Annotated in this window: 24 protein-coding genes and 1 pseudogene; 13 read left to right on the top strand and 12 right to left on the bottom strand. The window is 67.1% G+C overall.

Translation table 11 applies throughout. The features are described from left to right. Nucleotides 1-65: 65 nt before the first annotated feature. Nucleotides 66-2,282 carry a catalase/peroxidase HPI gene (gene katG, locus HSX43_RS15815; RefSeq protein WP_179381132.1) on the bottom strand — a complete coding sequence of 739 codons (2,217 nt, stop codon included), beginning with the start codon at nt 2,280-2,282 and terminating at the stop codon, nt 66-68. Nucleotides 2,283-2,398: 116 nt separating this feature from the next. On the opposite strand from katG, the gene HSX43_RS15810 reads away from it, so the two are divergent. Beyond that, complete coding sequence (locus HSX43_RS15810) at nt 2,399-3,301, top strand: hydrogen peroxide-inducible genes activator (RefSeq protein ID WP_179381131.1); 903 nt, start codon at nt 2,399-2,401, stop codon at nt 3,299-3,301. Here the strand turns inward: HSX43_RS15810 and HSX43_RS15805 are convergent. The 3 genes from HSX43_RS15805 to HSX43_RS15795 all read right to left on the bottom strand — a co-directional run bounded on the left by HSX43_RS15805 (nt 3,298) and on the right by HSX43_RS15795 (nt 6,295). Further along, nucleotides 3,298-4,188 carry a sugar kinase gene (locus HSX43_RS15805; protein ID WP_179381105.1) on the bottom strand — a complete coding sequence of 297 codons (891 nt, stop codon included), beginning with the start codon at nt 4,186-4,188 and terminating at the stop codon, nt 3,298-3,300. The two genes, HSX43_RS15810 and HSX43_RS15805, sit on opposite strands and share 4 nt — an antisense overlap. Nucleotides 4,189-4,195: 7 nt before the next feature. Further along, nucleotides 4,196-4,879, bottom strand: a complete 684-nt coding sequence (locus HSX43_RS15800; RefSeq protein WP_179381104.1) for a GntR family transcriptional regulator — start codon at nt 4,877-4,879, stop codon at nt 4,196-4,198. A gap of 114 nt (nt 4,880-4,993) precedes the next feature. Continuing rightward, complete coding sequence (locus HSX43_RS15795) at nt 4,994-6,295, bottom strand: hypothetical protein (protein WP_179381103.1); 1,302 nt, start codon at nt 6,293-6,295, stop codon at nt 4,994-4,996. Between the two features lie 137 nt (nt 6,296-6,432). On the opposite strand from HSX43_RS15795, the gene HSX43_RS15790 reads away from it, so the two are divergent. From HSX43_RS15790 to HSX43_RS15760, 7 genes and pseudogenes are all read left to right on the top strand, one after another. Beyond that, entirely contained in the window at nt 6,433-7,545 is a 1,113-nt protein-coding gene (locus HSX43_RS15790; RefSeq protein WP_179381102.1) for an ABC transporter ATP-binding protein, read from the top strand. Then, nucleotides 7,542-8,543, top strand: a complete 1,002-nt coding sequence (locus tag HSX43_RS15785) for an ABC transporter permease (RefSeq protein WP_179381101.1) — start codon at nt 7,542-7,544, stop codon at nt 8,541-8,543. The genes HSX43_RS15790 and HSX43_RS15785 overlap by 4 nt, the downstream gene beginning before the upstream one ends. A 10-nt stretch (nt 8,544-8,553) precedes the next feature. Beyond that, nucleotides 8,554-9,435 carry a carbohydrate ABC transporter permease gene (locus tag HSX43_RS15780; protein WP_179381100.1) on the top strand — a complete coding sequence of 294 codons (882 nt, stop codon included), beginning with the start codon at nt 8,554-8,556 and terminating at the stop codon, nt 9,433-9,435. Nucleotides 9,436-9,470: 35 nt separating this feature from the next. Next, entirely contained in the window at nt 9,471-11,036 is a 1,566-nt protein-coding gene (locus tag HSX43_RS15775; protein ID WP_179381099.1) for a type 2 periplasmic-binding domain-containing protein, read from the top strand. A gap of 66 nt (nt 11,037-11,102) precedes the next feature. Beyond that, a complete protein-coding gene (locus HSX43_RS15770; RefSeq protein ID WP_179381098.1) occupies nt 11,103-13,445 on the top strand; it encodes a DUF4962 domain-containing protein in 2,343 nt (780 codons plus the stop codon). Nucleotides 13,446-13,473: 28 nt separating this feature from the next. After that, nucleotides 13,474-14,220 carry an SDR family NAD(P)-dependent oxidoreductase gene (locus tag HSX43_RS15765; protein WP_179381097.1) on the top strand — a complete coding sequence of 249 codons (747 nt, stop codon included), beginning with the start codon at nt 13,474-13,476 and terminating at the stop codon, nt 14,218-14,220. Nucleotides 14,221-14,310: 90 nt separating this feature from the next. Continuing rightward, a pseudogene (locus HSX43_RS15760) lies at nt 14,311-15,999 on the top strand (DEAD/DEAH box helicase); the annotation flags it as partial. Between the two features lie 98 nt (nt 16,000-16,097). Here HSX43_RS15760 and HSX43_RS15755 read toward each other — a convergent pair. Then, on the bottom strand, nt 16,098-16,826 hold the full coding sequence (locus HSX43_RS15755) for a winged helix-turn-helix domain-containing protein (RefSeq protein WP_208454632.1): 729 nt from the start codon (nt 16,824-16,826) through the stop codon (nt 16,098-16,100). Continuing rightward, nucleotides 16,771-17,049 carry a hypothetical protein gene (locus HSX43_RS15750; protein ID WP_179381094.1) on the bottom strand — a complete coding sequence of 93 codons (279 nt, stop codon included), beginning with the start codon at nt 17,047-17,049 and terminating at the stop codon, nt 16,771-16,773. The genes HSX43_RS15755 and HSX43_RS15750 overlap by 56 nt, the downstream gene beginning before the upstream one ends. A 138-nt stretch (nt 17,050-17,187) precedes the next feature. On the opposite strand from HSX43_RS15750, the gene HSX43_RS15745 reads away from it, so the two are divergent. The 4 genes from HSX43_RS15745 to HSX43_RS15730 all read left to right on the top strand — a co-directional run bounded on the left by HSX43_RS15745 (nt 17,188) and on the right by HSX43_RS15730 (nt 20,171). Next, the gene (locus HSX43_RS15745; protein WP_179381093.1) at nt 17,188-17,622 is read left to right on the top strand and encodes a hypothetical protein; all 435 of its coding nucleotides are present in this window, start codon (nt 17,188-17,190) and stop codon (nt 17,620-17,622) included. 45 nt (nt 17,623-17,667) lie between these two features. Next, nucleotides 17,668-18,297, top strand: a complete 630-nt coding sequence (locus HSX43_RS15740) for a ribonuclease HII (protein WP_179381092.1) — start codon at nt 17,668-17,670, stop codon at nt 18,295-18,297. A gap of 113 nt (nt 18,298-18,410) precedes the next feature. Next, nucleotides 18,411-19,517, top strand: a complete 1,107-nt coding sequence (locus HSX43_RS15735; RefSeq protein ID WP_179381091.1) for a site-specific DNA-methyltransferase — start codon at nt 18,411-18,413, stop codon at nt 19,515-19,517. Nucleotides 19,518-19,736: 219 nt separating this feature from the next. After that, nucleotides 19,737-20,171, top strand: a complete 435-nt coding sequence (locus HSX43_RS15730) for a hypothetical protein (RefSeq protein WP_179381090.1) — start codon at nt 19,737-19,739, stop codon at nt 20,169-20,171. 96 nt (nt 20,172-20,267) lie between these two features. Here the strand turns inward: HSX43_RS15730 and HSX43_RS15725 are convergent, their stop codons facing one another. Together HSX43_RS15725 and HSX43_RS15720 are read right to left on the bottom strand one after the other, a co-directional pair. After that, nucleotides 20,268-20,450 carry a hypothetical protein gene (locus tag HSX43_RS15725; protein ID WP_179381089.1) on the bottom strand — a complete coding sequence of 61 codons (183 nt, stop codon included), beginning with the start codon at nt 20,448-20,450 and terminating at the stop codon, nt 20,268-20,270. A gap of 152 nt (nt 20,451-20,602) precedes the next feature. After that, the gene (locus HSX43_RS15720; protein WP_179381130.1) at nt 20,603-21,190 is read right to left on the bottom strand and encodes a L,D-transpeptidase; all 588 of its coding nucleotides are present in this window, start codon (nt 21,188-21,190) and stop codon (nt 20,603-20,605) included. A 203-nt stretch (nt 21,191-21,393) separates the two neighbouring features. Between HSX43_RS15720 and dalA the strand changes: the two genes are divergently transcribed. Beyond that, a complete protein-coding gene (dalA, locus tag HSX43_RS15715) occupies nt 21,394-21,903 on the top strand; it encodes a divisome-associated lipoprotein DalA (protein WP_179381088.1) in 510 nt (169 codons plus the stop codon). A 51-nt stretch (nt 21,904-21,954) separates the two neighbouring features. Here dalA and HSX43_RS15710 read toward each other — a convergent pair whose 3' ends face one another. The 4 genes from HSX43_RS15710 to fzlA form a co-directional block, all read right to left on the bottom strand. Continuing rightward, on the bottom strand, nt 21,955-22,461 hold the full coding sequence (locus HSX43_RS15710) for a L,D-transpeptidase family protein (protein WP_179381087.1): 507 nt from the start codon (nt 22,459-22,461) through the stop codon (nt 21,955-21,957). A gap of 70 nt (nt 22,462-22,531) precedes the next feature. Beyond that, complete coding sequence (locus HSX43_RS15705; protein WP_179381086.1) at nt 22,532-23,410, bottom strand: SDR family oxidoreductase; 879 nt, start codon at nt 23,408-23,410, stop codon at nt 22,532-22,534. Continuing rightward, complete coding sequence (gene queG / locus HSX43_RS15700; protein ID WP_179381085.1) at nt 23,407-24,423, bottom strand: tRNA epoxyqueuosine(34) reductase QueG; 1,017 nt, start codon at nt 24,421-24,423, stop codon at nt 23,407-23,409. The genes HSX43_RS15705 and queG overlap by 4 nt, the downstream gene beginning before the upstream one ends. After that, nucleotides 24,420-25,085, bottom strand: a complete 666-nt coding sequence (fzlA, locus tag HSX43_RS15695) for an FtsZ-binding protein FzlA (protein WP_179381084.1) — start codon at nt 25,083-25,085, stop codon at nt 24,420-24,422. Before fzlA ends, queG begins: the two co-directional genes overlap by 4 nt. Between the last annotated feature and the right edge of the window lie 19 nt (nt 25,086-25,104).

Raw genomic sequence — 25,104 nt, 5'->3', positions numbered from 1 at the left:
AATGAAAAGGCCCCCGCGCCGAACGCGGGGGCCCTTCCTGTCGGCCTCGATGGAGGCGTCCGTCTTTACGCCACGAGGTCGTAGCGATCGAGGTTCATCACCTTGACCCAGGCCTTGACGAAGTCGCGCACGAACTTCTCGCCCGCATCGTCCTGGGCGTAGACCTCGGCGATGGCGCGCAGCACCGAATGCGATCCGAAGACGAGATCGACGCGCGTGCCGGTCCACTTCTTCTCGCCCGATGTGCGGTCGACGCCGACGAAGCTCGTCGCGTCCTCGCTCGACGGGGTCCACTCGGTCCGCATCGACAGCAGGTTCGTGAAGAAGTCGTTCGTCAGCTGGCCCGGACGATCCGTCAGGACGCCGTGCTGGCTGCCGCCGGTGTTGGCGTCGAGCACCCGCAGGCCGCCGACGAGCACGGTCATCTCCGGTGCCGTCAGCGTCAGCAGCTGCGCGCGGTCGAGGAGCAGTTCCTCGGCCGAAATCTTGAACTCCTGCGACTGGAAGTTGCGGAAGCCGTCGGCCTTGGGCTCGAGCGGCTCGAAGCTCTCGACGTCGGTCTGCTCGGCCGACGCGTCTCCGCGACCCGGCATGAAGGGCACGGTGATGTCGTGCCCGGCGTCCTTCGCCGCCTTCTCGACGGCGGCTGTTCCGGCCAAGACGATGAGGTCGGCCAGCGACACGGGCTTGCCGAAGCCGCTCTGGATACTCTCGAGGGTCGAAAGGACCTTGGCCAGAACCTCGGGCTGGTTCGCCGCCCAGTCCTTCTGCGGGGCAAGGCGCACGCGGGCCCCATTGGCCCCGCCGCGCTTGTCGGAGCCGCGGAAGGAGGCCGCGGAGGCCCAGGCGGCGTTGACGAGCTCACCGATGGAATGGTCCGACGCGAGGATCTGCGACTTCAGCTCGGCCACATCGGCATCCGACAGCGCGGTGTCGTTCGCCGGGATCGGATCCTGCCAGATGAGATCTTCCTCGGGCACTTCCTCGCCCAGGTAGAGCACCTTCGGCCCCATGTCGCGGTGCGTCAGCTTGAACCAGGCGCGGGCGTAGGCATCGGCGAACTCCTCGGGGTTTTCGAGGAAGTGCTGACTGATCTTGGCGTAGGCCGGATCGACCTTCAGCGCCATGTCCGCCGTCGTCATCATCGGCTGATGGGTCTTGTCGGGGTTGTGCGCGTCGATCACCGTTCCGGCCATCGCATCGCCCACGGGCTTCCACTGATGCGCGCCGGCGGGCGACTTCGTCAGCTCCCACTCGTTGCCGAGCAGCGTCTCGAGATAGCCCATGTCCCATGTCGTCGGATTCGGCTTCCACGCGCCTTCGATGCCCGAGGTGGTCGTATGCTCGCCCACGCCCGTCTCGAAACCGTTCTTCCAGCCGAGGCCCTGCATGTGGATCGGCGCGCCTTCCGGCTCCGCACCCATGAGCGCCGCATCGCCCGCTCCGTGGCACTTGCCAAAGGTGTGTCCCCCGGCCACGAGCGCCACCGTCTCGTAGTCGTTCATCGCCATGCGGGCGAAGGTGTCGCGGATGTCGTAGCCCGACTTCATCGGGTCCGGGTTGCCGTCCGGGCCCTCGGGGTTGACGTAGATGAGGCCCATCTGCACGGCAGCGAGCGGGTTCTCGAGATAGCGGCCCTGGCCGTCCTCGCCGGTGTCATAGCGCGTGTTCGGGCCACCCGACGTCGCGAGCCACTCGTCCTCCATGCCCCAGTAGACGTCTTCCTCCGGCTCCCAGATGTCGGCGCGGCCGCCGCCGAAGCCGAAGGTCTTGAAGCCCATCGTCTCCATCGCGACGTTGCCCGCCAGGATCATCAGGTCGGCCCAGGAGATCTGGTTGCCGTACTTCTGCTTGAGCGGCCAGAGCAGGCGGCGGGCCTTGTCGAGGTTGCCGTTGTCCGGCCAGGAATTGAGTGGGGCGAACCGCTGGCTGCCGCTCGTCGAGCCGCCGCGCCCGTCGGCGGTGCGGTAGGTGCCCGCGCTGTGCCAGGCCATGCGCACGAAGAACGGGCCGTAGTGACCGTAGTCGGCAGGCCACCAGTCCTGACTGTCGGTCATCAGGTCGGCCAGATCCTTCTTCAGCGCCTTGAGATCCAGCTTATTGAACTCCTCCGCGTAGTCGAAGGCCTCGCCCATCGGATCGACTTGCGGCCCGTTCTGCGAGAGGATCTTGAGGTTCAGCTGGTTTGGCCACCAGTCGCGGTTCGAGCGGCCGCGGTTGAGCGTGTGCAGCGTCGAGCCGTGAATGACCGGGCATTTTCCGTCGCTGTCGCTTCCGTCCATCATGGGAATCTCCTGTTGTCTGAGGGGGGGTCCACACCCCTTGGATGTCTCGAACCTAGCATCGCGAATTGATATGTATAAGTTGCATTTTCCTATTCGCTCGATAACTTGAAATTATTATGAACATCACCCTGAAGCAGCTGCGCTATTTCGAGGCGCTGGCCCGTCACGGCCATTTCGGCCGCGCGGCGGAGGCCTCGGCGATCTCGCAACCCGCACTCTCGATCCAGATCAAGGAGCTGGAGGCGACGCTCGGGGCCGCGCTCTTCGAGCGCACACCCCGGCAGGTGCGACTCACCGCCTTCGGGGAGGCGTTCGCGAGCCGTGCACGCGAGATCCTGCGCGGTGTCGACGAATTGGGCGACTTCGCCCGCGCCGCCCGCGGGCAGCTCTCGGGCCGGTTGCGGCTGGGCCTCATCCCGACGATCGCACCCTACCTCCTGCCGCCGCTCATCGCGGGGCTCGGCCGGGCCTATCCGGGGCTCGACCTCGACATCCGCGAGACGATCACCCCGCGCCTCGTGGAGGAGATGACCGACGGACGCCTCGACGCCGCACTGGTCGCCCTTCCGGTGTCGGAGCCCGCGCTGACCGAGGTGCCGCTCTTCTCGGAGGATTTCGTCCTCGTGCGGCCTGCCGAGGAGGCCGAGCACCCGATGCCCGACCCCTCGGACCTGCACACGATGCGCCTCCTTCTGCTGGAGGAGGGACACTGCTTTCGCGATCAGGCGCTGTCGTTCTGCAGCCTGCCCAAGGCCCGGCCGCGCCACGGCCTCGACGGATCGTCGCTCGCGACGCTGGTGCAGATGGTCGGCGCGGGCATCGGCGTCACCCTCATCCCCGAGATGGCCGTCGCGAGCGAAACCCGCACCGCTCCCGTTGCCGTCGGTCGCTTCGCCCGCAACCGGCCGCGGCGGACCATCGGCATGGTCTGGCGGCGCAGCTCGCCGCTGGCCGAGCCGCTGACCGAATTGTCCGAAGTCATCCGCGCCGCGTTGACGCCGACGAAAGCGGCCTAGACCAGCGCGCCGTGATGGCGGATGACGTGCGCCGCCGTGGCCTGCCCGGCGCGCACCGCAGCCTCCACATCGAACCCTGTCACATGGGCCGCGAGGAAGCCGCCGGCGAAGCTGTCGCCCGCGCCCGTGGTGTCGACCGGGTCGGCGACCGACGGCGTCTCTACGATCCGACCCGCGCCCCCGTCCCAGATCAGCACGTCATGCGCGCCGTTCTTCACGACCACGGTCTGGTCCTCGCGCGTGGCGTAGCGGCGGGCCGTTGCCTCCGGGTTCGCGTCGCCGAAGTGCGCGGTCTCGTCATCGAAACTCGGCAGGATCAGATCGGCAACGTCTGCCCCGCGCGTCAGGCGGGCGCGCATCGTCGCGCTGTCGGACCAGAGCGCGGGCCGGATGTTGGGGTCGAAGGCCACCGTCGCGCCCATCCGCCGCCGTCCGTCGAGCGCGGCCAGCAGGCGCTCCGCATCCTCCGCGTCGAGGATGCCGAGAGTGATACCCGAAAAATAGATCACGTCGCTGTCGGCAAGCCCCGCGGCCAGCTGCGCCTCGTCCGATGCGAGCCGCCGCGCGGCCGAGGTGTCGCGCCAGTAGGAAAAACTGCGCTCGGCCCCGTCGAGATGGATCATGTAGAGCCCCGGCCGCCGCGCCGGCACGCGCAGCACCGTATCCGTCTCGATCCCCGCGGCATTCAGGAACTCCTCCATCCCGCGCGACGCCAGGTCGATTCCGAGGCCGGTGTGGAAGCGCACCTGCCAATCGTCGGGCAGCGCCTTGCGCGCATACCAGAGCGTGTTCACGACATCGCCCGCATAGCCCTGCCGGTAGAGCCCGCCCGGAGCCTGCGACAGCTCCACCATGCACTCACCCACCCCCGTCAGTCGTCGCGTCATCGGCGGGTCAGTCCTGGAAGTAGTCGCTGTGGGTCGCGTGGATCGTCTCGATCGTCGGGTCGAGCCGCTCCAGATGCCGTCGGATCGCGCCGTCCACGGCGGCCGCGTCCCCGGCGCGCAGCCCGTCCATGATGTCGATATGATCCTGCAGCAGCGTCTCCATGCTTTCGGCCGCGTTCAGGCTGAGGATGCAGAGCCGATCCACCTGCGCCTTGTTGGCCGCGATCGTCTCGAAGGCGAAGCTCGCCCCCGCCGCCTCGCAGAGCAGCCGATGGAATTCGTAGTCGATCTGGTGGAAGGCCTCGGTGTCCTTCGCGGCGATGGCGGCCCGCTGCGCCTCCAGGTTGTCGTCGATCCGCGCATCGAAAGCCGTGTCCCACGACCGGCAGGCACGGCGCAGCACCTCGACCTCCACGGCCGTGCGGATGAAGCGCGCGTTCTGGATCCCCTCGAGCGAGAAATGGCGCACGACCGTTGCCTTCTGCGGGCGGATCACCAGGAGGCCGAGGTTGCCGAGGCGGCTGAAGGCATCGCGCACGGGCTGGCGGGAGACGCCGAAGCGCTTGGCGATCTCGACCTCCGACATCTTCGTGCCCGGAAGCAGGTCGAGGCTCACGATCTGCTCGTAGAGATCCTCGAACACGACATCCGCGCTCGTCCGCCGCTCGCTCGCCTGTGGCAGTGCCACCATATGCCGTCCCCTATCACTCAATAGCATACTAGGATACCAATACTGGTCCCGCTACCCCTTTTCGTAGCGTCACCCGAGACCGTGTAAAGGCCGGGCGGTCGCTCTGTCCGCATGTCACCCATCGGGAATGCCCCGAACGACCCGGAGCGCGAGAAGACAGGCCAGCGCCTGCAACCCGATCGAAGCCGCCTTGAACCCGTCGACCCAGATCGGCCCGAGCGGCACGGCCCCCGCCCCGTCTCCCGTCGTCGCCGTCAGGATGACACCGCCGAGCGCAACGATCCCCGCCCCGGCAAGCTGCGTCAGCAGCGTGAGGATGTTGAGCGCGTGGAAGCCCGCGCCCTCGGTCACGTAGCGGGCCTGGTACATGGTCGTCGCCATCAGGTGCCCGGCAAGCAGGATACCCGTCACGAACTGCATCCCGAGGACCGCGGCGACCCCGCCCCACCAGGCCGCGCTCCCGGAGGCGACGGCCGCGAAGTCGGGGACGAGCAGCAGGAGCGGCAGCGCCGCGAGGGCACCGAGAAAATAGACGCGGAAGATACGCCGCTCGCCGAGCGCGTCGGCCTGCCGCCCCCAGAGGAAGACGCTGAAGATCGGGCCGAGCATCCAGGCGACGGTCATCAGCATCAGCAGGTTCGCCGGAAGGTTCAGCACCCCCAACAGGTAGACGTTCAGGATCGGCCAGGTCAGCACGCCACTCAGCACGGCGATGGCGAGCGGTCTGCGCATCAGGGGGCTGTGCCGGACCGTCGACCAGAACTGCCCCCGCCCCGAAAACCCGCGCATCTGCACCGGCGGTGCGGTGGCCGGTACGCGCAGGAGCCAGAACACCGAGTTGAGCAGCAGCGCGATGACGACGAGAAGAAGGATGCGGTGCTCCGCCCGGTCGAGCGTCTCGCCCACGAGGAAGAAGCCGAAGAGCGCAAAGAGCAGCGCGAAGGCCTGCTTGCCCGTTCGCAGCCGACCGAGAAATCGCCCACGGTCGCCCCGTGCGGCAACCTCGGCGACGAAGTTCGTCCAGACCGCGTTTTGCAGGAACTCGTTGCCGAAGGTGAAGAGGACGGCGATCGCGATCAGCCCGGGCAGGCCCAACGCCTCCTGCGGCAGCACGAGCAGCAGTAGCAGGCAGGCAAGTTGCACCGCGCGGGAGGCGAGCGTGACGCGCTGCCGTGGCAGACCGCGGATGCGGTCGAGAAACGGATAGCGCAGCAGGACGACGAGCGGCAGCACGGCAAGGAAGAGGCTGATCTTGCCGTTCGAGAGCAGCAGTACCTGCACGGCGAAGGCCGTCAGATAGGGCCCGACGACCATGTCCTTCGACAGCGACCCCATGAAGGTCGACCGGATCAGATGCCCCTGAACCCGGAGCTGATCGGGCGTCGACATCTCGGGCGGCGCGGCGGCCTCCGTCACGGGGCAATCAGGGCGGGACGCTGCATCGTTGGGCAACCCGATCGAAAATTAGCGGTTGCCAAAATCAATACTAGGATACTAGTCTTCATTTCAAGAGGCCGCTCGGACCAGTCGCGGCCCCGTTTGGGAGGACGTCGATGTCGGGGGTTACGCTTGATCGCGTGGTGAAGGCCTATGGGGCGCTTCAGGTCGTGCATGGGATCGACCTCGAGGTCGCGCCCGGCGAATTCGTCGTCCTCGTCGGCCCCTCGGGCTGCGGCAAGTCGACGACACTCCGCATGATCGCGGGCCTCGAGGAGATCACCGACGGCACGCTGGCCATCGACGACCGCACCGTGAACCGCGTCGCCCCGAAGGACCGCGACGTGGCGATGGTCTTCCAGAACTACGCGCTCTACCCGCATCTCAACGTGGCCGACAACATCGCCTTCGGCCTCCGCATCCGCCGCGAATCGAAAGCCGAGATCGCGCGCACGGTCGAGAAAGTCGCGGGCATCCTGGGTTTGACCGAGTATCTCGACCGGCGGCCGGCCGATCTCTCGGGCGGTCAGCGGCAGCGCGTCGCGATGGGCCGCGCCATCGTGCGCCAGCCGAAGGTCTTCCTCTTCGACGAGCCGCTCTCGAACCTCGACGCCAAGCTGCGCACGGCCATGCGCGCCGAGATCAAGCGGTTGCACAAGCGCCTCGGCGCGACGTCGATCTACGTGACCCACGATCAGGTCGAGGCGATGACGCTCGCCGACCGGATCGTCGTGATGAACGACGGCCGGATCGAACAGATCGGGACGCCGATGGAGCTGTTCCAGAACCCGGCCAACACCTTCGTCGCGTCATTCCTCGGCTCGCCGCCGATGAACATGGTGGAGGCCGAAGTCGCCACGACCGCCGACGGCCCGGTGGCGGCGATCGGCGGCCAGCGCCTGCCGCTGCCGCCGCTTGCGGGGCTTCTCGGGGCCGACGGGCGGCGGATCGTCGTCGGCATCCGGCCCGAGTACGTGACCCTCGCCGGCCCGGACGCGCCGAACCGCATCGCGGTGGACCTCGACCTCGTCGAAACGCTCGGCTCCGAGGCCCTGCTCCACGCGACGCTCGAAGGCGCGCCCTTCGTGATGAAGGCCGACACGCGCGGCAGCCTTGCGCACCTCGAGGGGGCGGACGGGTTCACCGTGGCCCCCGATCTCGTCCGCGTCTTCGACGCCGAAACCGGGCGCGCGCTGCAGGGGCAGGCGGCCCAGGGGGTGGCGGCATGAGTTCGGGCAGCACCGGCGAGACCGTCGGTCCCGCCCCCGAGGCGCTGGCCGGGCAACTGGCCGAAGTGCGCCGCCCGAGCTGGCGCGACCGCGCCCGGCGCGTCGGCGACCACCTGCGCCGCGAGTGGCAGATCTACGTCCTGCTCGCGCCGACCCTCATCTGGCTTCTGCTGTTTCTCTACAAGCCGATGTACGGACTGCAGATCGCCTTCAAGGACTACAGCGTCTTTCGTGGCATCGCCGGCAGCCCCTGGATCGGCTTCGAGCATTTCGAGACGCTCTTCTCCTCCGACCAGTTCCTCCGCGCGATCCGCAACACCGTCCTCATCAGCTTCTATTCCCTGCTGATCGGCTTCCCCATCCCGATCCTGCTGGCGCTGTCGTTCAACGAGATCCTGCAGCGCACCTTCAAGAAGACACTTCAGACCATCGTCTACCTGCCGCATTTCATCTCGGCGGTGATCATCGCGGGCATCGTCATCACCGCCTTCTCGCCCTCGGCGGGCATCGTGAACACGATCCTCGGATGGTTCGGCTTCGATCCGATCTACTTCCTGACGAAACCCGAGTGGTTCCGCCCGATTTTCGTCGGCACCGGCATCTGGCAGGAGGCGGGATTCAGCTCCATCGTCTACCTCGCCGCGATCGCGGGCGTCTCGCCCACGCTCTACGAGAGCGCGGTCGTCGACGGGGCGAGCCGCTGGCAGATGATGTGGAAGATCACGCTGCCGTCGATCCTGCCCACGATCATCATCATGCTCATCATCCGGATCGGCAACATCCTCGAAGTCGGCTTCGAGATGGTGATCCTGCTCTATCAGCCCGCCACCTACGAGACGGCGGACATCATCAACACCTACATCTACCGGCAGGGCCTCCAGAACGGGCAATACGACTTCGCGGCCGCCGCCGGGCTCTTCAACGCGGTCGTCGCCTTCGTCCTGGTGATCTCGGCCAATGCCATCTCGCGGCGCTACTCGCGCACGTCGCTGTGGTGAGGGGGCGGAAATGGCCAACATGAACCTCTATTCGCGCGGCGACCGGGTCTTCGTCTGGATCAACGTCTTCCTGGTGACGATCTTCGCGCTCTCGACTCTCTATCCGTTCATCTACATCGGAGCCGTCTCCTTCAGCTCGGGCTTCGAGGCGCGGGCGGGCAACGTCATCCTGGCACCGATCGACGCCACCGTCGCCGCCTACGAGCACGTCCTGTCCCAGCGCATGTTCTGGGTCAGCTACGGCAATACCTTCATCTACACGATCGGCGGCACGATCACTTCGCTCGCCTTCATCATCCCCGGGGCCTACGCGCTCTCGCGGCCGCAGCTCTACGGGCGGCGGTTCTGGAACCTGATGGTGGCCTTCACCATGTGGTTCAACGCCGGCATGATCCCGTTCTTCCTCAACATGCGGGACCTGGGGCTGCTCGACAGCTACTTCGGCATCATCATCGGTTTCGCCGTCAACGGCTTCAACCTGATCCTTCTGCGCAACTTCTTCGAGTCCATCCCGCAAAGCTTCGAGGAAGCCGCGCGCATGGACGGGGCGAACGACTTCCAGGTGCTCTGGAAGGTCTATGTGCCGCTCTCCAAGCCCGCCATCGCGACGGTCGCGCTCTTTTGCATCGTGTCGCGCTGGAACGGGTTCTTCTGGGCCATGGTCCTCCTGCAGGACGAGGAGAAGATCCCGTTGCAGGTCTACCTGCGCCACACCATCGTCAACCTGTCCGACGACAACGAATTCGGGGCCACGCTCGTCACCGCGCCCTATAGCGTGGAGACGGTGACGGCGGCGATCATCGTCTGCTCCATCATCCCCGTCCTCATCATCTATCCCTTCATCCAGCGCTACTTCGAGAAGGGCATCCTTCTCGGCGGGGTGAAGGAGTGACCGACGACAGCATTCGCAGAAAACGGGAGGACAACATGCGAAGACTGACACTTGCGGCCGCGCTTCTTGCGGGCACGAGCCTGGCCGGACCGGCCAGTGCCGAGGAAAGCCAGCGGATCGTGGAGGAGCCGCTGGAGCTGACCATCCAGATGAACCACGCGCGCTATCCGCGTTACCAGGAGGACTGGCCCGTCGAGGTCGTCGCGCGCGAGATGACGGGGATCCACCTCGTCGACGCCACGGTGGGCGCGAACACACGGACCGACGAGAACACGGGCAAGGCCGAGGCGCTGAACCTGATGCTCGCCACCGGCGAGATCCCCGACATCGTGGGGTCGAGCAACATCAAGGCCTTCGTCAACCAGTACGGACCGGAGGGGGCGTTCATCGGCCTCAACGCCCTCATCGAGGAGCACGCGCCCCACATGCGCGCCTTCTTCGAGGAGCGGCCCGAGATCCGCGCCGCCATCTCGGCCGCCGACGGCGAGATGTATTACATCCCCTACCTGCCCGACGGCAAATACGGACGCGCCTATTTCATCCGCTACGACTGGCTGGAGGCGCTCGACCTCGACGTGCCGCAGAACGTGGAGGAGCTCGAAGAGGTGCTCATCGCCTTCCGCGACCAGGACCCGAACGGCAATGGAATGCAGGACGAGGTGCCTTATTTCGCCCGGCAGTGGCCCGAGCTCATCCGGCTCGTCACCCTCTGGGACGGCCGGTCCTCGGGGTCCGACACCTATCACGACTTCTACGTCGACGACGGCGAGGTGCTGCACCCCTACGCGCAGGAAGGCTACCGCGAGGGCATCGCCAACCTCGCCCGCTGGTACGAGATGGGGCTTGTCGACGCCGAGATCTTCACGCGCGGTTCGTCCTCGCGCGAGTACCTTCTGTCGGAGAACCTGGGCGGGATGACCCATGACTGGTTCGCCTCCACCTCCGGCTACAACGCCTCGCTCGCCGACAAGGTCGACGGTTTCGCCTTCAAGGCCATGGCCCCGCCGGCCTCGGTCTCGGGCGTGCGCATGGAGGAGCATCGCCGCATCCCGATCAAGCCCGACGGCTGGGCGATCGGCCACACCAACGAGCACCCCGTCGAGACGATCAAGTACTTCGACTTCTGGTTCTCGCCCGAAGGCCGGCGCCTCGCCAACTTCGGCGTCGAGGGGCAGCAATACACGATGGTCGACGGCGAGCCGCAGTTCACCGAGGAGTTCCTGACCAACGGCAAGCCGGTCAACAACCAGCTCTACGAGATCGGCGCACAGCTCCATGCCCGCGGCTACTTCCAGGACTACGCCTACGAGGAGCAGTGGACGAACGAGGTCGCGCTCGAGGGCATCGCGCTCTACGACGCGGGCGATTACCTGATCGACCAGTTCCTCGGCGTCTCCTTCAATGCCGAGGAGCAGCGCGTCTACGACCGCTACTGGCCCGCGATCCGCGACTACATGCTCGAACGGCAGCAGGGCTGGATCCTGGGCAACGGCGACGTGAACGCCGACTGGGACGGCTACATCGAGACGCTCGACGAGATGGGCTACGCCGAGGTGATCGAGGTGATGAACTCCGCCTACGATCGCCAGTACGGCGGCTGACCAGACCGCCGGGGCGCGGCCGACCCGCGCCCCGACTCCTTCGCGATCATCCGGGAAAGACCTGACATGACCTCTGCGGCCACGGCCCCCGCCCGCATCACGCTCGACGAGCCCCGCGCGGGCCGGCTCAACATCCAGTACGCGCCCGCCGAGGGCGACGCGCCGGTCGAGAACCCGCCGCGCTTCACCTGGCTGCCGGTGATCGAGGACGAGGCCCGCTACGTGATCCGCCTGTCGCAGGATCCGGCCTTCCCGGCGAAGGCCACGCAGACCTTCACGGACCTGCCGCTGAACTTCTTCACGCCCGATGCCCCGCTGGCTCACGGGACATGGCACTGGGCCTATGCCGTCTGGTCCGGCGATCAGGTGGCGAGCGACTGGTCCTCCACCCGCAGCTTCACGCTGGCCGAAGACCTGCCCGAGACGCCGCTCGCCCCCCGCGCCACCCGCTACGCGCAGGCCGACATGGCGCACCCCCGGCTCTGGCTCTCGCCCGCGCGCCTTGCCGATTTCCGCCAGGCCGTCGCAACCGAGCCCGAGCATTGCACCTGGTCCACCTTCTTCGAGAAGTCCGTCCTGCCATGGATGGACCGCGACATCATGGCGGAGCCCGCGGGCTATCCCGGCCACAAGCGGACCGCTCCGATCTGGCGGCAGACCTACATCGACTGTCAGGAGCTGATCTACGCGATCCGCCACCTCGCCATCGGCGGCGCGGTCACGGGTGACGCCGCGCTGACCGAGCGTGCGAAGGACTGGCTCCTTGCCGCCGCCGGCTGGAATCCCGCCGGCACGACGTCCCGCGCCTATACCGACGAATGGGCCTTCCGCGTGAACGTCGCGCTGGCCTGGGGCTACGACTGGCTCTATGACGTCCTGACCGAGGAAGAGCGCGCGACGGTGCGCACGGCTCTCCTCGCCCGCACGCGCGAGACGGCGGACCACGTGATCCGCAACGCCAACATTCAGGTCTTTCCCTTCGACAGTCACGCCGTCCGGGCCGTCTCGGCGGTGCTGGTGCCCGCCTCCATCGCCCTGCTCGACGACGCGGAGGAGGCGCGCGACTGGCTCGACTACTCGGTCGAGTTCCTGATGACCGTCTATTCGCCCTGGGGCGATGCCGACGGCGGCTGGGCCGAGGGGCCGCACTATTGGATGACGGGCATGGCCTATCTGATCGAGGCCGCGAACCTCTTGCGCGGTTTCGCCGGCATCGACCTCTACCAGCGCCCCTTCCTCCAGAAGACGGGAGATTTCCCGCTCTTTACCAAGGCCCCCGACACCCGCCGCGCCACCTTCGGCGACGACAGCACCATGGGCGACCTGCCCTGCCTCAAGATCGGCTACAACCTGCGCCAGTTCGCAGGCGTGACCGGCAATGGGGCCTACCAGTGGTACTACGACGAGATCCGGCGCAACGACCCGGGCACGGAAATGGCCTTCTACAATTGGGGCTGGTGGGACTTCAATTTCGACGAGCTGACCTATCGCACCGACTTCCCCGTCGTAGAGGCCACACCGCCCGAGGACGGGATGCGCTGGTTCCGGGGGATCGGCTGGGTCGCCCTGCAGACGGCGCAGGCGGACCCCGATGAGCATATCCAGTTCGTCATGAAGTCCTCCCCCTTCGGCTCGGTCAGCCACAGCCACGGTGACCAGAACGCCTTCTGCCTCGCCGCCTTCGGCGAAGACCTGGCGATCCAGTCGGGGCACTACGTCGCCTTCAACTCCTCCATGCATCAGGCCTGGCGGCGACAGACCCGATCGAAGAACGCGATCCTGATCGACGGCAAGGGACAATACGCCGACCGCGACAAGGCCCGCGCCATGGCGGCGACCGGCCGCATCGTCAGCGCGCGCGAGGAAGCCGATCACATCTATATCCAGGGCGATGCCACCGCCGCCTATGCCGCGCTGAACCCGGGCGTCGAGCGGGTCCTGCGCGACATCTATTTCGTGAACCGCAGCTACTTCGTGATCGTCGATCAGGTCGACGCCGCCGCGCCGGTCGAGATCGACTGGCTCCTCCACGCGAACGCGCCGATGCAGCTCGGGCAATCGACCTTCCGCTACACGGGCGAACGCGCAGGCTTCTACGGCAAGTTCCTCTGGTCCGAGGCCGGCACGCCCGACCTGACGCAGGAGACGGGCTTCCCCGGCGTCGACCCGCAGGACTACGAGGGCCTGCCTGTCTCGACCTGCCTGCACGCGCGCTTCCCGAAGGCCACGCGCCACCGCATCGCGACGCTTCTGGTGCCCTACCCGCTCGACGCGCCGCGCCGCGTCTTCAGCTTCCTCGACGATCAGGGCTACGACTGCGACCTCTATTTCACCGATGCCGAGGAACGCAGCTTCAAGATCGTCGTGCCAAAGACATTCGATGCCGGCCCCGGAGGCCGCGACCAGTGACACAGACACCGCAACGAGGGATTTCGACATGACACTTCAAAACAAGGTGGCGATCGTCACGGGAGGCGGGCGCGACATCGGGCGGGCTTGCGTGATGGCGTTGGCCGAAGCGGGGGCCGCGGTGGCCATCAACTACCATTCGAGCGGCGAAGGGGCCGAAAGCGCCGTCGCCGAGATCGAGGCGGCGGGCGGCCGCGCGCTCGCCATGCAGGGCGACATGACCGACGCCGGCGACGTGGCGGCCCTCGTCGCGCGCACCGTCGAGGCCTTCGGCGGGCTCGACATCCTCGTCAACAACACCGGCGGTCTCGTCGCGCGCAAGACCATGGCCGAGATGGACCTCGACCATTGGACGACGGTGATGGACCTCAACCTCACGAGCACCTGGCACGCGGTAAAGACCGCCCTGCCCCATCTGCGCGCGGGTGGCGCGATCATCAACGTGGCAAGCCAGGCCGGGCGCGACGGCGGCGGCCCCGGATCCGTCGCCTATGCGACGTCGAAAGGCGCGGTGATGACGATGACGCGCGGGCTCGCCAAGGAGCTGGGCCCCGACATCCGCGTCAACGCGATCAACCCGGGCATGATCGACACCGACTTCCACAACATCTTCACCAAGGACGCCGTGCGCACCAACGTCGCCAACGCCACGCCCCTGAAGCGCGAGGGGCGGCCTGCGGAGATCGGCGATCTGGTGGCCTATCTGGCATCCGATCGGTCGAGCTTCGTCAACGGGGCCTGCATCGACGTGAACGGGGGCCTCGTCTTCTCCTGAGCGAAACGCGGGGCCTATACAATCGGCAGCCAAGGGCGTAGTGCCCGGCGCTTGCCGCCCCGCTCCCCGGGGCCAGGAAAGGCCCGTTCGATGAAGACCGCCCTCGCCGATGCCCTCGCCGCACGCGGCTACGATACGCTGACGCCCGTGCAACAGGCCGTGCTGGAGCCCGAGCTCGACGGCGTCGACATGCTCGTCTCCGCCCAGACCGGCTCGGGCAAGACGCTGGGTTTCGGCCTCGCCATCGCGCCCACGCTTCTGGGCACGGCCGAGCACTTCGGCGCGGCCGGTGCGCCCCTCGCCCTCGTCATCGCGCCCACGCGCGAGCTGGCGATGCAGGTCAAGCGCGAGCTCGCCTGGCTCTACGAGAAGGCGGGGGCGACGCTCGCCTCCACCGTCGGGGGCATGGACATGCGCGACGAGCGTCGGGCGCTGGAGCGCGGCGCGCATATCGTCGTCGCCACGCCGGGTCGCCTGCGCGACCACATCATGCGCGGCACGCTCGACCTTTCGGCAATCCGCGCCGTGGTGCTCGACGAGGCCGACGAGATGCTCGACCTCGGCTTCCGCGAGGACCTGGAGTTCATCCTCGGCGAATGCCCCGAAGCGCGGCAGACGCTCCTCTTCTCGGCCACGGTGCCCGCGGCCATCGCCAAGCTCGCCGAAAGCTATCAACAGGATGCGGTCCGCATCACCACCGTGAACCCCAAGGCGCAGCACACCGACATCGACTACCAGGCCCTCGAGGTCGCCCCCCGAGACGCGGAAAACGCCATCATCAACGTGTTGCGCTTCCACGAGGCCCCGAATGCCATCGTCTTCTGCAACACCCGCGCGATGGTGAACCGGCTGACGACGCGCCTGTCGAATCGCGGCTTTCCCGTCGTGGCGCTCTCTGGCGAGTTGACCCAGTCGGAGCGCACGAACGCCCTGCAGGCGATGCGGGACGGTCGCGCGCGGGTCTGCGTGGCGACGGATGTGGCGGCGCGGGGCATCGACCTTCCGAACCTCGATCTGGTCGTCCACGCGGAGCTGCCGACCGGCTCCGACACGCTCCTGCACCGTTCCGGCCGGACGGGCCGCGCCGGGCGCAAGGGGGTGAGCGCGCTGATCGTGCCGCCGGCGGCGCGCAAGAAGGCGCATCGGCTGCTCGGTTGGGCCAAGGTCTCGGCCACGTGGTCGCCCGCACCCGGGGCCGACGACGTGCGCGCGAAGGACCGGGAACGGATGCTCGACGATCCGATGTGGTTCGAGGAGGTCACCGAGACCGAATCCCCCACCGTCAACGACCTGACGGCCCGGTTTTCGCCCGAGCAGCTGGCCGTCGCCTACCTGCGCCTTCTGGCCGAGCGTCGCACCGCACCCGAAGACCTTTCCGACGTGGCCTCCGCCCCGCCGGAAAAGCGCAAGGACTTCGGCCCCGCCGTCTGGTTCGCCATCGAGGGTGGGCGCCGCGCCAACCAGGACCCGCGCCGCCTCCTCCCGATGCTGTGCAAGCTGGGCGACGTCACCCGCGATGCCATCGGCGCGATCCGCATCCGCGACACCGAGAGTTTCTTCCAGATCGCCGAGGCGCAGGCCACCGCCTTCGAAGCCGCGCTTGGACCAGCGATGGAAGGCGAGGACGGGCTGGGCATCCGCCGCTCCGAGGAGCCCCCGGCGCAGAAGGGCGGCGGCTTCAAGGGCAATCCCGATCCGAAGAAGGGGAAGGGCAAGCCGCCCTTCAAGGGAAAGCCGGGAAAGGCCCCGTTCAAGGGCAAGAAGCCGAAGGCGAAACGGGCCACTTGAGGCGGCGTCATCGTCGGACCCGGTCCGACGATCTCCCGGCGTGGGCAAGGTATGGTCGGGTCAGGCCCGACCATACCCGCCGCACCGCATCAGGTCATGCGGATGACCTTCGGGTCGAGCGCGAGGACATAGCCCTGCCGCGTGATGTTGCGGATCAGCAGATGGGTCACGATCTGGTTGCCGAGCGCGTCGCGCAGCCGCTTGATCCGAGTCGCCCCCGCCGCCTCTTCGCAGTCGGCCTCGGGCTTGCCGGAGATCATCGCTTCGATCTGCGCCCCCGTCAGCATGTCGCCGTCGAGCCGGGCCTCGGCCAGAACGGCCAGCGTCTCCATCGCCGCATCGGTCAACTTCAGCTCGATATCGTTGAGCATCACCGCGTTCTCGGCCCGCGCCAGGATGAGCGACGTCACCTGGATGCCAGACCGCTCGATCTCGCCCATGCGCCGGTTGAGCGTCACGATCGCCACGAGCAGCACCATGCAGGCGATGAGGAGCGCCGTCGCGAAGACCAGAAGCACGAAGATGATCGTCCGGTAGCTGGCCAACACGTCGGAGAAGGCCGTGCCGGACTGCGCCAGCACCTCCAGCAGGCCGATCTCGGCCGGGCGCGTCAGGTCGGCCTCCACGAAGAGGCGCTCGACCCGCGCGTTGAAGGCGTTCGCGTCGGGCAGCGTCGCGAAGAGGAAGACGGCCGCCGCCGCCAGGATGAGGACGATCGCGGCGATGCCGAGGCCGACGACCTTGGCCGAGGCGGCGCGCGTTTCAGTAACGGAGGAAGAACTGGCCTGCACTGGCTTTCCTTTGTTCGAGACCCGCATCGTCGAAGACGGACATCACCTGCAACAACTGCCAGCCGTCGCCAAGACGGGCGCGCAGCTGATCGGCGGCGGATTGCGGATCGCAGGCGGCATCCGGCAACTCGATGACACCATAGTGCAGCTGCAGGGGGTCGTCCTGCTTGGCCTTGTAGTCGGCATAGCAGGCGGCCGAGGCGGGCGTCGCCAGCATCAGCGCGACAAGGATCGGAAGTGCGTGTCTCATGGCCCCTTCATGCGTCAGCACCGCGCGTCAGGCAATGTCGCGCGTGCCGTTATCGCATGACAGCGCGCCGTCATTGAGCGGCGGGCGACGGGGCCCGCACCCTCGGGGGACACCACACATCCACCGGGAGACGTTTCCATGTTCCGCACCCTGCTCGCCGCCCTTCTGTCCGTGAGTCTTGCTCTGCCCGTCCTGACCGCGCCGGCCGCCGCACATCAGACCGGCTATGCCCATCGCCACGACCGCGACAACAACGGCCGCGCGATCGCCATCATCGGGGGGCTTGCCGCGCTCTACCTTCTGAAACGCCACGCCGACCGGCGGGAGGAGAAGCGCGACGACCGCCGCGCCCGACAGAAGGTCCTGCCGGATCGCTGCTTCCGCACCTTCGACACCCGCCGCGGCGTCGTACGCGGCTACGGAGCCCGCTGCATGCAGCGGCACGTCGCGCGCCCCGGGTCGCTGCCGCCGCAATGCATTCGCCAGGTCCGCACCGACCGCGGCACCCGCAACCTCTACACGCCCCGCTGCATGCGCCGCGCGGGCTGGACCTCCCGCGCCGCACGGCGTTGACGCGCAGGCGTTGACGCTCCGCCGGAGCGGGGGCAGGGTCGCGCGATGCGGAGAACATCGCCGGCCCTGTCCCCTGACCTGACCCACGAGGAAATCGCGCGCCGCGCAGGCGCACACTGCATCGCGGGCCTCGACGAAGTGGGCCGCGGCCCCTGGGCCGGCCCCGTCGTCGCCTGCGCCGCGCGCCTCGTGGAGAAGACCCCGCCCGGCCTGAACGACTCCAAGAAATTGACCGCCGAGACCCGAGCGGCGCTCGTCCCCCTCTTGCTTCAATGCTGCGAGGTCGGTTTCGGCGAGGCGAGCGTCGAGGAGATCGACGCGCTCAACATCCGGCAGGCCACGCATATCGCCATGCGCCGGGCCGTCGCCGCCCTGCCGACAGCCCCGGATCACCTGCTGATCGACGGCAACGATCGTCCCGCCTGGGTGGAATGTCCGCACACGCTCCTCGTGAAGGGCGACGGGCGGTCATTGTCCATCGCCGCGGCATCGGTTCTGGCGAAAACAAGGCGGGATCAAGGCATGGTGTCGCTGGCGCAACAGCACCCGGGCTATGGCTGGGAAACGAATGCCGGCTATGGCACGAAATCACACCAGGAGGGCTTGTTGAAATACGGAGTGACACAACATCATCGGCGTTCCTTTGCACCAATCCGCAAGATGTTGTGTCCGTGACGCTGCCTTATTCTTGCCGCATCCGACCTGTGGACGGTTAACGGCACGCCCGCCATCTTGGCCTCACAACATCGACACCCCGACGAAACGGGGGTCACTTGAGGCGACAGACAATGGCAAGACCCAACCCGGAGGCGACCCCGCTTCCGCTCGATACGATCATGTCCGGTGACTGCGTGGCGGCGATGGAACGCCTCCCCGAGAACTCCGTCGACCTGATCTTCGCGGATCCCCCGTATAACCTGCAGCTGCGTGGCGAGTTGCACCGGCCCGACAACTCGATGGTCGATGCCGTCGACGACCACTGGGACCAGTTCGAGAGTCTCAAGGCGTACGACCATTTCACCCGTCGCTGGATGAAGGCCGCCCGCCGCATCCTGAAGCCCGACGGCGCGATCTGGGTGATCGGCAGCTATCATAACATCTTCCGCGTCGGGGCCACGCTGCAGGATCAGGGCTTCTGGATCCTCAACGACGTGGTCTGGCGCAAGACGAACCCGATGCCGAACTTCCGCGGCAAGCGCCTGACGAACGCCCACGAGACGATGATCTGGGCCTCCAAGTCCGAGGGGTCGAAGTATACCTTCAACTACGAGGCGCTGAAGGCCCTGAACGAGGGCACGCAGATGCGCTCCGACTGGACCTTCCCGATCTGCACGGGGCACGAGCGGCTCAAGAACGCGCGCGGCGAGAAGGCCCATCCGACGCAGAAACCCGAGGCCCTGCTCCATCGCCTTCTGGTCGCGACGACCAACCCGGGCGACGTTGTGCTCGACCCGTTCTTCGGCACCGGAACGACGGGCGCGGTCGCCACGATGCTCGGCCGTCATTTCATCGGGATCGAACGGGAAGACGCGTACCGCCAACTCGCAGCCGAGCGCATCGCCAAGGTCCGCACCCTGCCGCGCGAGGCGCTCGAGACGACGACCTCCAAACGGGCCGAGCCGCGCGTGCCCTTCGGCCAGCTCGTCGAGCGCGGGATGCTGCGCCCGGGCGAGGAATTGCAGTCAGGCAACGGTCGCTTCCGCGCCAAGATCCGCGCCGACGGCACGCTTTCGGGCGACGGGGTGAAGGGCTCGATCCACCAGGTCGGCGCCGCCTACGAGGGCGCGCCGAGCTGCAACGGCTGGACCTACTGGCACTTCCGGCGCGAAGGAAAAACCGTCTCCATCGACACGCTGCGGCAGCAGATCCGCGCGGAGATGACCAAGCTGAACTGAGCGCACGAGTTACCGCCTGCGCCCGCTGTCCAATGTCCGGCGGGTGCACCTTGACCCCTGTTCCCGCACGCCGGGTTCAGGGGTTCTTTTTCATCCGGTTCACAGGTGGCTCACGGCCCCGTCACGAAGTCGTATCGCCCCTCCAAATCGGGTGCCGCGCGCCCAGCTTGAAGGTGCCGGCACCTCACGCCGGCTTTGCTTTCAAGAACGGATAGACCCATGAATGCCTCTTCCACCGCGCTCGGCCTCTTCGGCCTGCGCCTGTCGCTCTTCCTCTTCATGCTGCTCTGGGCCCTGCTGAAGGTCACGACCCCGGGATCCTATGCCGGCGAGGGCATTTTCGCCTCGTTCTACGGCATCAACCTCGGCAATGCCCCGGTGATCGCCATCGGCGTGCTGCAGATCGCCTTCCTGCTGGCCTTCGTCGCCGGCCTCGCCCGGACGATCACGACGGGCGGCGTGCTCCTGATGAACGCAGTGACGCTTCTGGTGTCGATCCCGACGATCGCGCCTGTCGTCGTGGGGGGTGGCAATATCCTGTTCGCGGCGTCCCTGCCGGTACTGGGCGCGTCGCTCGCGCTCTTCCTGATGCGCGACCGAGACACGTTCCTGTCGCTGTCGGGTGACACCGCGGCGTCACGCGCCGCCGCCTGACGCGGCGGGCGGTCCGATCCATTCGGGCCGCCCAAACGAAAAACGCGCCCCCGAGGGAGCGCGTCTTCCTGAACCTGTGGTTCGTCGCCTGTCGGATCAGTCCGAAGCAGCGGCAGCGGCCAGCAGCAGGATCGCCAGGATCGGAACGATGATGCCGGCGGACGAGGACGAGGTGTCCTCGACGATGACAACGGGCTCGACCGGAGCGGGGGCCGGGTTACCGGCGAAAGCGGCGGTGGAAGCGACCGACAGGGCGGCGGCGAGTGCGAGTTTCTTCATAATAGTATCCTCCAAGATACGCCATCGGTGAGGCGACAGTTGCCACACCATATGGCACCCAAGACTGTACCTCGTGCGACTCGTTAAGCAGCTAAGCCAAACCTTTGCAACGCCCGGTGGTGCCTGCCGCAGCCGCTTTCGACGGCACCTCGTCAAATAAGCAACACCTGCGTCCCGACCTTCGACATCGCGAACACTTCGGCGATGTGCTCGTTGTAGAGGCCGATGCAGCCGGAGGAGGAACGCCGGCCGATCTTGCGCGTGTCATGGGTGCCGTGAATGCGATAATACGTCCACGACAGATAGAGGGCATGGGTGCCGAGCGGGTTGTCCGGGCCCGGCGGCACGACAGCCGGCCATTCTGGGTTGCGCCGCCGCATGTTCGGCGTCGGCCGCCAGGTCGGGCCGACGACCTTCTGCACCACCCGCGTCCGGCCCCGCCGGGTCAGTTCCTCGGATTGGGGCACGGAGGAGGGATAGAGGTGATGGACACCCGATTCTTCCCACATGTGCAGGGCCCGGCTGTCGATATCCACGAGGATCGCGCCGTTGCGCAGACTGTTGAAATAGGGCTGCCAGCTCTGCGAATGGAAGCTCGAGGTGTTCCGTCGCGTGGTGCTCGACAGCTCGGCTTCGAGCTGGACCGTATCCGGTAGGTTCTGACCAAGAGCCGGCATCGCCAACCCGGATGTGGCGGCGGCCCCCGTTGCAAGGAAGGTCCGACGATCGATACGGCGCATGGAAATCTCCTGTCTTGTGGATGCGGTGGCGCGCGCGGTTGACACGTCCTGATCCGGAATCGGTACGGACATTTATGTCATTTCGTAAATCAAACACGCAACACCACGCAAAGTTTCGCCGACGCCAACACGTTCAGAAGATTTGCCTCACCGCCGGCTCCGGTATAGTCAGCCTCGAACTGAAAGACCCAGGGGACCTGCAGATGAACCGCCGTTTTGCCATGCTTCTTCTCGGCGCGACCGCCGTCACCGCCTGCGCCCCGCCGCCGCCGCAGATCGGCCCGGATGGCAAGCCGCTTCCGAAGCTCTATCGCATTTCGTCATCCGACGCGCGGCGCATTCCCTTCCGCGCGCTCGATGCCGTGAACGCCCTGCGTCAGGGCGCGGGTGCCACGCCGCTCGAACTCGACAGCAAGCTGTCCGCCGCGGCCGAGACGCATGCCCGCGACATGTCGCTCCAGAATCGCCCCTGGCACTTCGGTTCCGACGGCTCCTCGCCCATCGACCGGGCCCGCCGCGTCGGCTTCGATGGCCAGTTGCTGGGCGAAACGCTGTCGGAAACCTATGAAACCGAGCTCGAGACCGTTGCCGCCTGGCTGCAGGAGCCGGGGCCGCGCCGCGTTCTGCTCGATCCGCAGGGCCGGCGCATGGGCTTCGGCTTCTTCCAGGAATCGAACGGCAAGATCTGGTACACGCTGAACGTCGGCACCTGATCCGCGATTGCGATCCAGCGAGGACGGGGCCTGATCGGCCCCGTTTTCATGTCAGGCGAAGATGTCGACCGGCGTACCGTTTCGCACCATCGCATAGACCATCTTCATCTCCCGGTTCGTGACCGCGATGCAGCCCGCCGTCCAGTCGTCGCCGCGTCCACGACGCTTGTCGCCCCAACCGTGGATGAAGATGTCGCCGCCCGGTTTCTTGCCCATCGATTCGGCGAAGGCGCGATCGTCGTTATTCGGGTAGTCGATCCCGATCGACAGATAGAACGACGAATCCGGGTTGCGGCGGTCGATGTGATAGCGCCCCTCGGGCGTCTTGCCGTCGCCCTCGAACTGCTTCGGGCCGGCGGCGGTGAAGCCGAGCTGCACCTGATAGGGTTCCAGAAGGACGTTGTGGTGGAAGAGATACATCGCGCGGTTCGATTTCTGCACCTCGACGCGCGTGACCTCCGGGCCACGATAGGTGATGAACTTGCTTCCGCAGCCCATGACGAAGGCGGCGGAGCCGAGTGAGAGCGCAAGCGCCCCCCGACGGGTGAATTGTTCCATGACTGCCTGCACTCTGACGTTGCACTTTCCCGCATCCGACATAGCCGAAAAAACGCGGCGACGGAACGGCCTACGTGTCTTGTGTCGTCGTGTCGCGGTCGCGGCGCAACAGGTCGGCAAGACCGGCGCGGTAGTCGGGGAAGCGCAGGCGCACGCCGAGCTCCGTCTTTATGCGGTCGTTCCGCACCCGCTTCGACTCGGCGTAGAAACTGCGCGCCATCGGCGTCATGTCGGCGGTCGCGAAGTCTTCCTCGGGCGGCGGCGGCAGGCCCAGAAGCGCGGCGGCATGGCCGATCACGTCCTGCGGCGGGGCCGGGTCGTCGTCGCAGAGGTTGTAGGAGGCCCCCGGGTTCGGCCGCGCGATACTGGCGGCCAGCACCTGCGCAATGTCGTCGACGTGGATACGACTGAAGACCTGGCCGGGCTTCACGATCCGCCGTGCGGTTCCGCTGCGCACCTTGGCGAAGGGTCCCCGCCCCGGCCCGTAGATGCCCGCCAGCCGGAAGATATGTAGCGGCGCGCCGGTGCGCTCGGCCAGCGCCTGCCACGCCGCCTCCGCCTCCACCCGCCAGCGGCCCCGGCGCGTGCTTGGCGTGAGCGGTGTGTCCTCGTCGACCCAGCCGCCGTCGTGGTCGCCGTAGACGCCCGTGGTCGAGAGGTAGCCGAGCCAGTCCTTTCCCCCCAGATACGTCTCTAATGCGGGCAAATAGGTGTTCAGCACCGGGTCGCCCTCTGCCCCCGGCCCGGCGGAGGTCAGCACATGGGTGGCCTCGGCCAGCGCCGCGTCGATGGGCGCGCCGAAGATCACCGGCTCCACGCCTTCCCCCCGCAGCATCTCGGCCTTTTCCTCCGAGCGCGTCGTCCCGATCACGCGCCAGCCGTCGGCCAGCAGAAGCGGTGTCAGAGCGCGCGCCGAATAGCCGTGCCCGAAGCTCAGAAGTGTCTTCATAACCGCCCCACTGCCCAACGCGCCGCATCCGCCACGGCGGCATCCGTATCCTCGCATAGTCCCTGCACAAGGGGTTTCAGCCGCTCTTGGCGCGAATTACCGATCGCGTAACAGACGTTGCGCACCATCCGGTCCCGCCCGACCCGCTTGATGGGCGAGCCGCTGAACCGCTCCCGAAAGCCGGCATCGTCCAGTACGGCGAGGTCCGCCAGCGGCGGCGCGCGGTGCGGCCCGTGATAACGCAGGTCCGACGCCGCGACGGCGAACTTGTTCCAAGGGCAGACCGCGAGGCAGTCGTCGCATCCGTAGATGCGATTTCCGAGGGCGGGACGTAGATCCTCGCCCACCGGCCCGCGATGCTCGATCGTCAGGTAGGAGATGCAGCGCCGCGCATCGAGCTGGAACGGAGCCGGGAAGGCATCGGTCGGGCAGACGTCGAGGCACCTGCGGCACGATCCGCAGTGCTCGCCCTCCGGCTCATCCGGCTTCAGCGCCTCCGTCGTGAAGATCGCGCCCAGGAACACCCAGTTGCCGAAGTCGCGGCTCAGCAGATTTGTATGCTTCCCCTGCCAGCCGAGACCCGCCGCCTGCGCCAGCGGCTTCTCCATCACGGGGGCCGTGTCGACGAAGACCTTCACCTCGCAGCAGGCCTCCGCCACCAGCCAGCGCGCCACGCGTTTCAGGGCCTTCTTGACCACGTCGTGGTAGTCGCGGCCCTGCGCATAGACGCTGATTGCCCCGTGTTCGGGACGATCCAGATCACCCAGCGGGTCGTGATCGGGCGCGTAGGAGTGGGCCAGCACGATCACCGAGCGCGCCTCGGGCCAGAGGCTCGCCGGATCACCGCGCCAGGACATGCGCTCGGCCATCCAGCCCATCTGGCCGTGAAATCCCGCGTCCACGAACGCCGCGAGCCGCGCCGGAGCGTCGGGAATGGCATCGGGCCGGCAGACCCCGAGGGAGACGAACCCCGCCGCGCGCGCCTCGGTCTCCAGCCCGGCGCGCAGGTTCAAAAGTCGAGGTCCGCGTAGTGCTTCGCCGGCCTGAACCCCGGCACCACGTCGGCCAGAACCGATCGGAAGGCGGGCCGCGACTTGATCTTCGAGTACCAGTCGTGGACGGCCTCGTTGCGGTTCCAGTCGACGTCCGAGGAATAGTCGAGACAGGACAGATGCGCCGCCGCGGCAAAGTCGGCGAGCGTCAGGTCCGGCCCGGCCAGCCAGCGGTTCCGGTCCAGCAGCCAGCCCATGTAGTCGAGGTGGAACTTGATCGACTTGACCCCGTCCTTGACGTTCGTGCCGTCCGGATAGCCCTGCCGCGTCAGCTTCTTGTTGACCCGCTCGTAGACCAGCTTCGACGTCACCTCGTGGTGGAACTTATCGTCGAACCACGCCACCAGACGCCGCACCTCGGCGCGCTTCGCCGGATCCTTCGGCAGGAGCGGCGGCTCGAGGTTCGTCTCCTCGAGGTACTCGCAGATCGCCCCGCTGTCGGCCAGCGTCAGGCCGTCGATCCGCAGCACCGGCACCTTGCCGGCGGCATTCCGGCGCAGGAACTCCGATGACGCCTCCCAATAGCGCTCGTCGATCAGCTCGACCTCCATCTTCTTCTCGGCCAGCACGAGGCGGACCTTCCGGCAGAAGGGCGAAAGCGCGAAATGGTAAAGCTGGATCATGCTCCGGGAATGCCCCGTC

It is taken from the genome of Jannaschia marina (assembly GCF_013404595.1).
Taxonomy (GTDB): domain Bacteria; phylum Pseudomonadota; class Alphaproteobacteria; order Rhodobacterales; family Rhodobacteraceae; genus Jannaschia; species Jannaschia marina.
The sequence above is the reverse complement of the archived record's forward strand: the minus strand, read 5'-3'. Positions and strand labels throughout refer to the sequence as shown.

Excerpts from the sequence above, each read along its gene's own strand:
- katG (WP_179381132.1), bottom strand. The coding sequence starts at position 2,282 with ATGGACGGAAGCGACAGCGACGGAAAATGCCCGGTCATTCACGGCTCG.
- HSX43_RS15805 (WP_179381105.1), bottom strand. The coding sequence starts at position 4,188 with ATGACGCGACGACTGACGGGGGTGGGTGAGTGCATGGTGGAGCTGTCG.
- HSX43_RS15800 (WP_179381104.1), bottom strand. The coding sequence starts at position 4,879 with ATGGTGGCACTGCCACAGGCGAGCGAGCGGCGGACGAGCGCGGATGTC.
- HSX43_RS15790 (WP_179381102.1), top strand. The coding sequence starts at position 6,433 with ATGTCGGGGGTTACGCTTGATCGCGTGGTGAAGGCCTATGGGGCGCTT.
- HSX43_RS15785 (WP_179381101.1), top strand. The coding sequence starts at position 7,542 with ATGAGTTCGGGCAGCACCGGCGAGACCGTCGGTCCCGCCCCCGAGGCG.
- HSX43_RS15780 (WP_179381100.1), top strand. The coding sequence starts at position 8,554 with ATGGCCAACATGAACCTCTATTCGCGCGGCGACCGGGTCTTCGTCTGG.
- HSX43_RS15775 (WP_179381099.1), top strand. The coding sequence starts at position 9,471 with ATGCGAAGACTGACACTTGCGGCCGCGCTTCTTGCGGGCACGAGCCTG.
- HSX43_RS15770 (WP_179381098.1), top strand. The coding sequence starts at position 11,103 with ATGACCTCTGCGGCCACGGCCCCCGCCCGCATCACGCTCGACGAGCCC.
- HSX43_RS15765 (WP_179381097.1), top strand. The coding sequence starts at position 13,474 with ATGACACTTCAAAACAAGGTGGCGATCGTCACGGGAGGCGGGCGCGAC.
- HSX43_RS15755 (WP_208454632.1), bottom strand. The coding sequence starts at position 16,826 with ATGCGGGTCTCGAACAAAGGAAAGCCAGTGCAGGCCAGTTCTTCCTCC.
- HSX43_RS15750 (WP_179381094.1), bottom strand. The coding sequence starts at position 17,049 with ATGAGACACGCACTTCCGATCCTTGTCGCGCTGATGCTGGCGACGCCC.
- HSX43_RS15745 (WP_179381093.1), top strand. The coding sequence starts at position 17,188 with ATGTTCCGCACCCTGCTCGCCGCCCTTCTGTCCGTGAGTCTTGCTCTG.
- HSX43_RS15740 (WP_179381092.1), top strand. The coding sequence starts at position 17,668 with ATGCGGAGAACATCGCCGGCCCTGTCCCCTGACCTGACCCACGAGGAA.
- HSX43_RS15735 (WP_179381091.1), top strand. The coding sequence starts at position 18,411 with ATGGCAAGACCCAACCCGGAGGCGACCCCGCTTCCGCTCGATACGATC.
- HSX43_RS15730 (WP_179381090.1), top strand. The coding sequence starts at position 19,737 with ATGAATGCCTCTTCCACCGCGCTCGGCCTCTTCGGCCTGCGCCTGTCG.
- HSX43_RS15725 (WP_179381089.1), bottom strand. The coding sequence starts at position 20,450 with ATGAAGAAACTCGCACTCGCCGCCGCCCTGTCGGTCGCTTCCACCGCC.
- HSX43_RS15720 (WP_179381130.1), bottom strand. The coding sequence starts at position 21,190 with ATGCGCCGTATCGATCGTCGGACCTTCCTTGCAACGGGGGCCGCCGCC.
- dalA (WP_179381088.1), top strand. The coding sequence starts at position 21,394 with ATGAACCGCCGTTTTGCCATGCTTCTTCTCGGCGCGACCGCCGTCACC.
- HSX43_RS15710 (WP_179381087.1), bottom strand. The coding sequence starts at position 22,461 with ATGGAACAATTCACCCGTCGGGGGGCGCTTGCGCTCTCACTCGGCTCC.
- HSX43_RS15705 (WP_179381086.1), bottom strand. The coding sequence starts at position 23,410 with ATGAAGACACTTCTGAGCTTCGGGCACGGCTATTCGGCGCGCGCTCTG.
- fzlA (WP_179381084.1), bottom strand. The coding sequence starts at position 25,085 with ATGATCCAGCTTTACCATTTCGCGCTTTCGCCCTTCTGCCGGAAGGTC.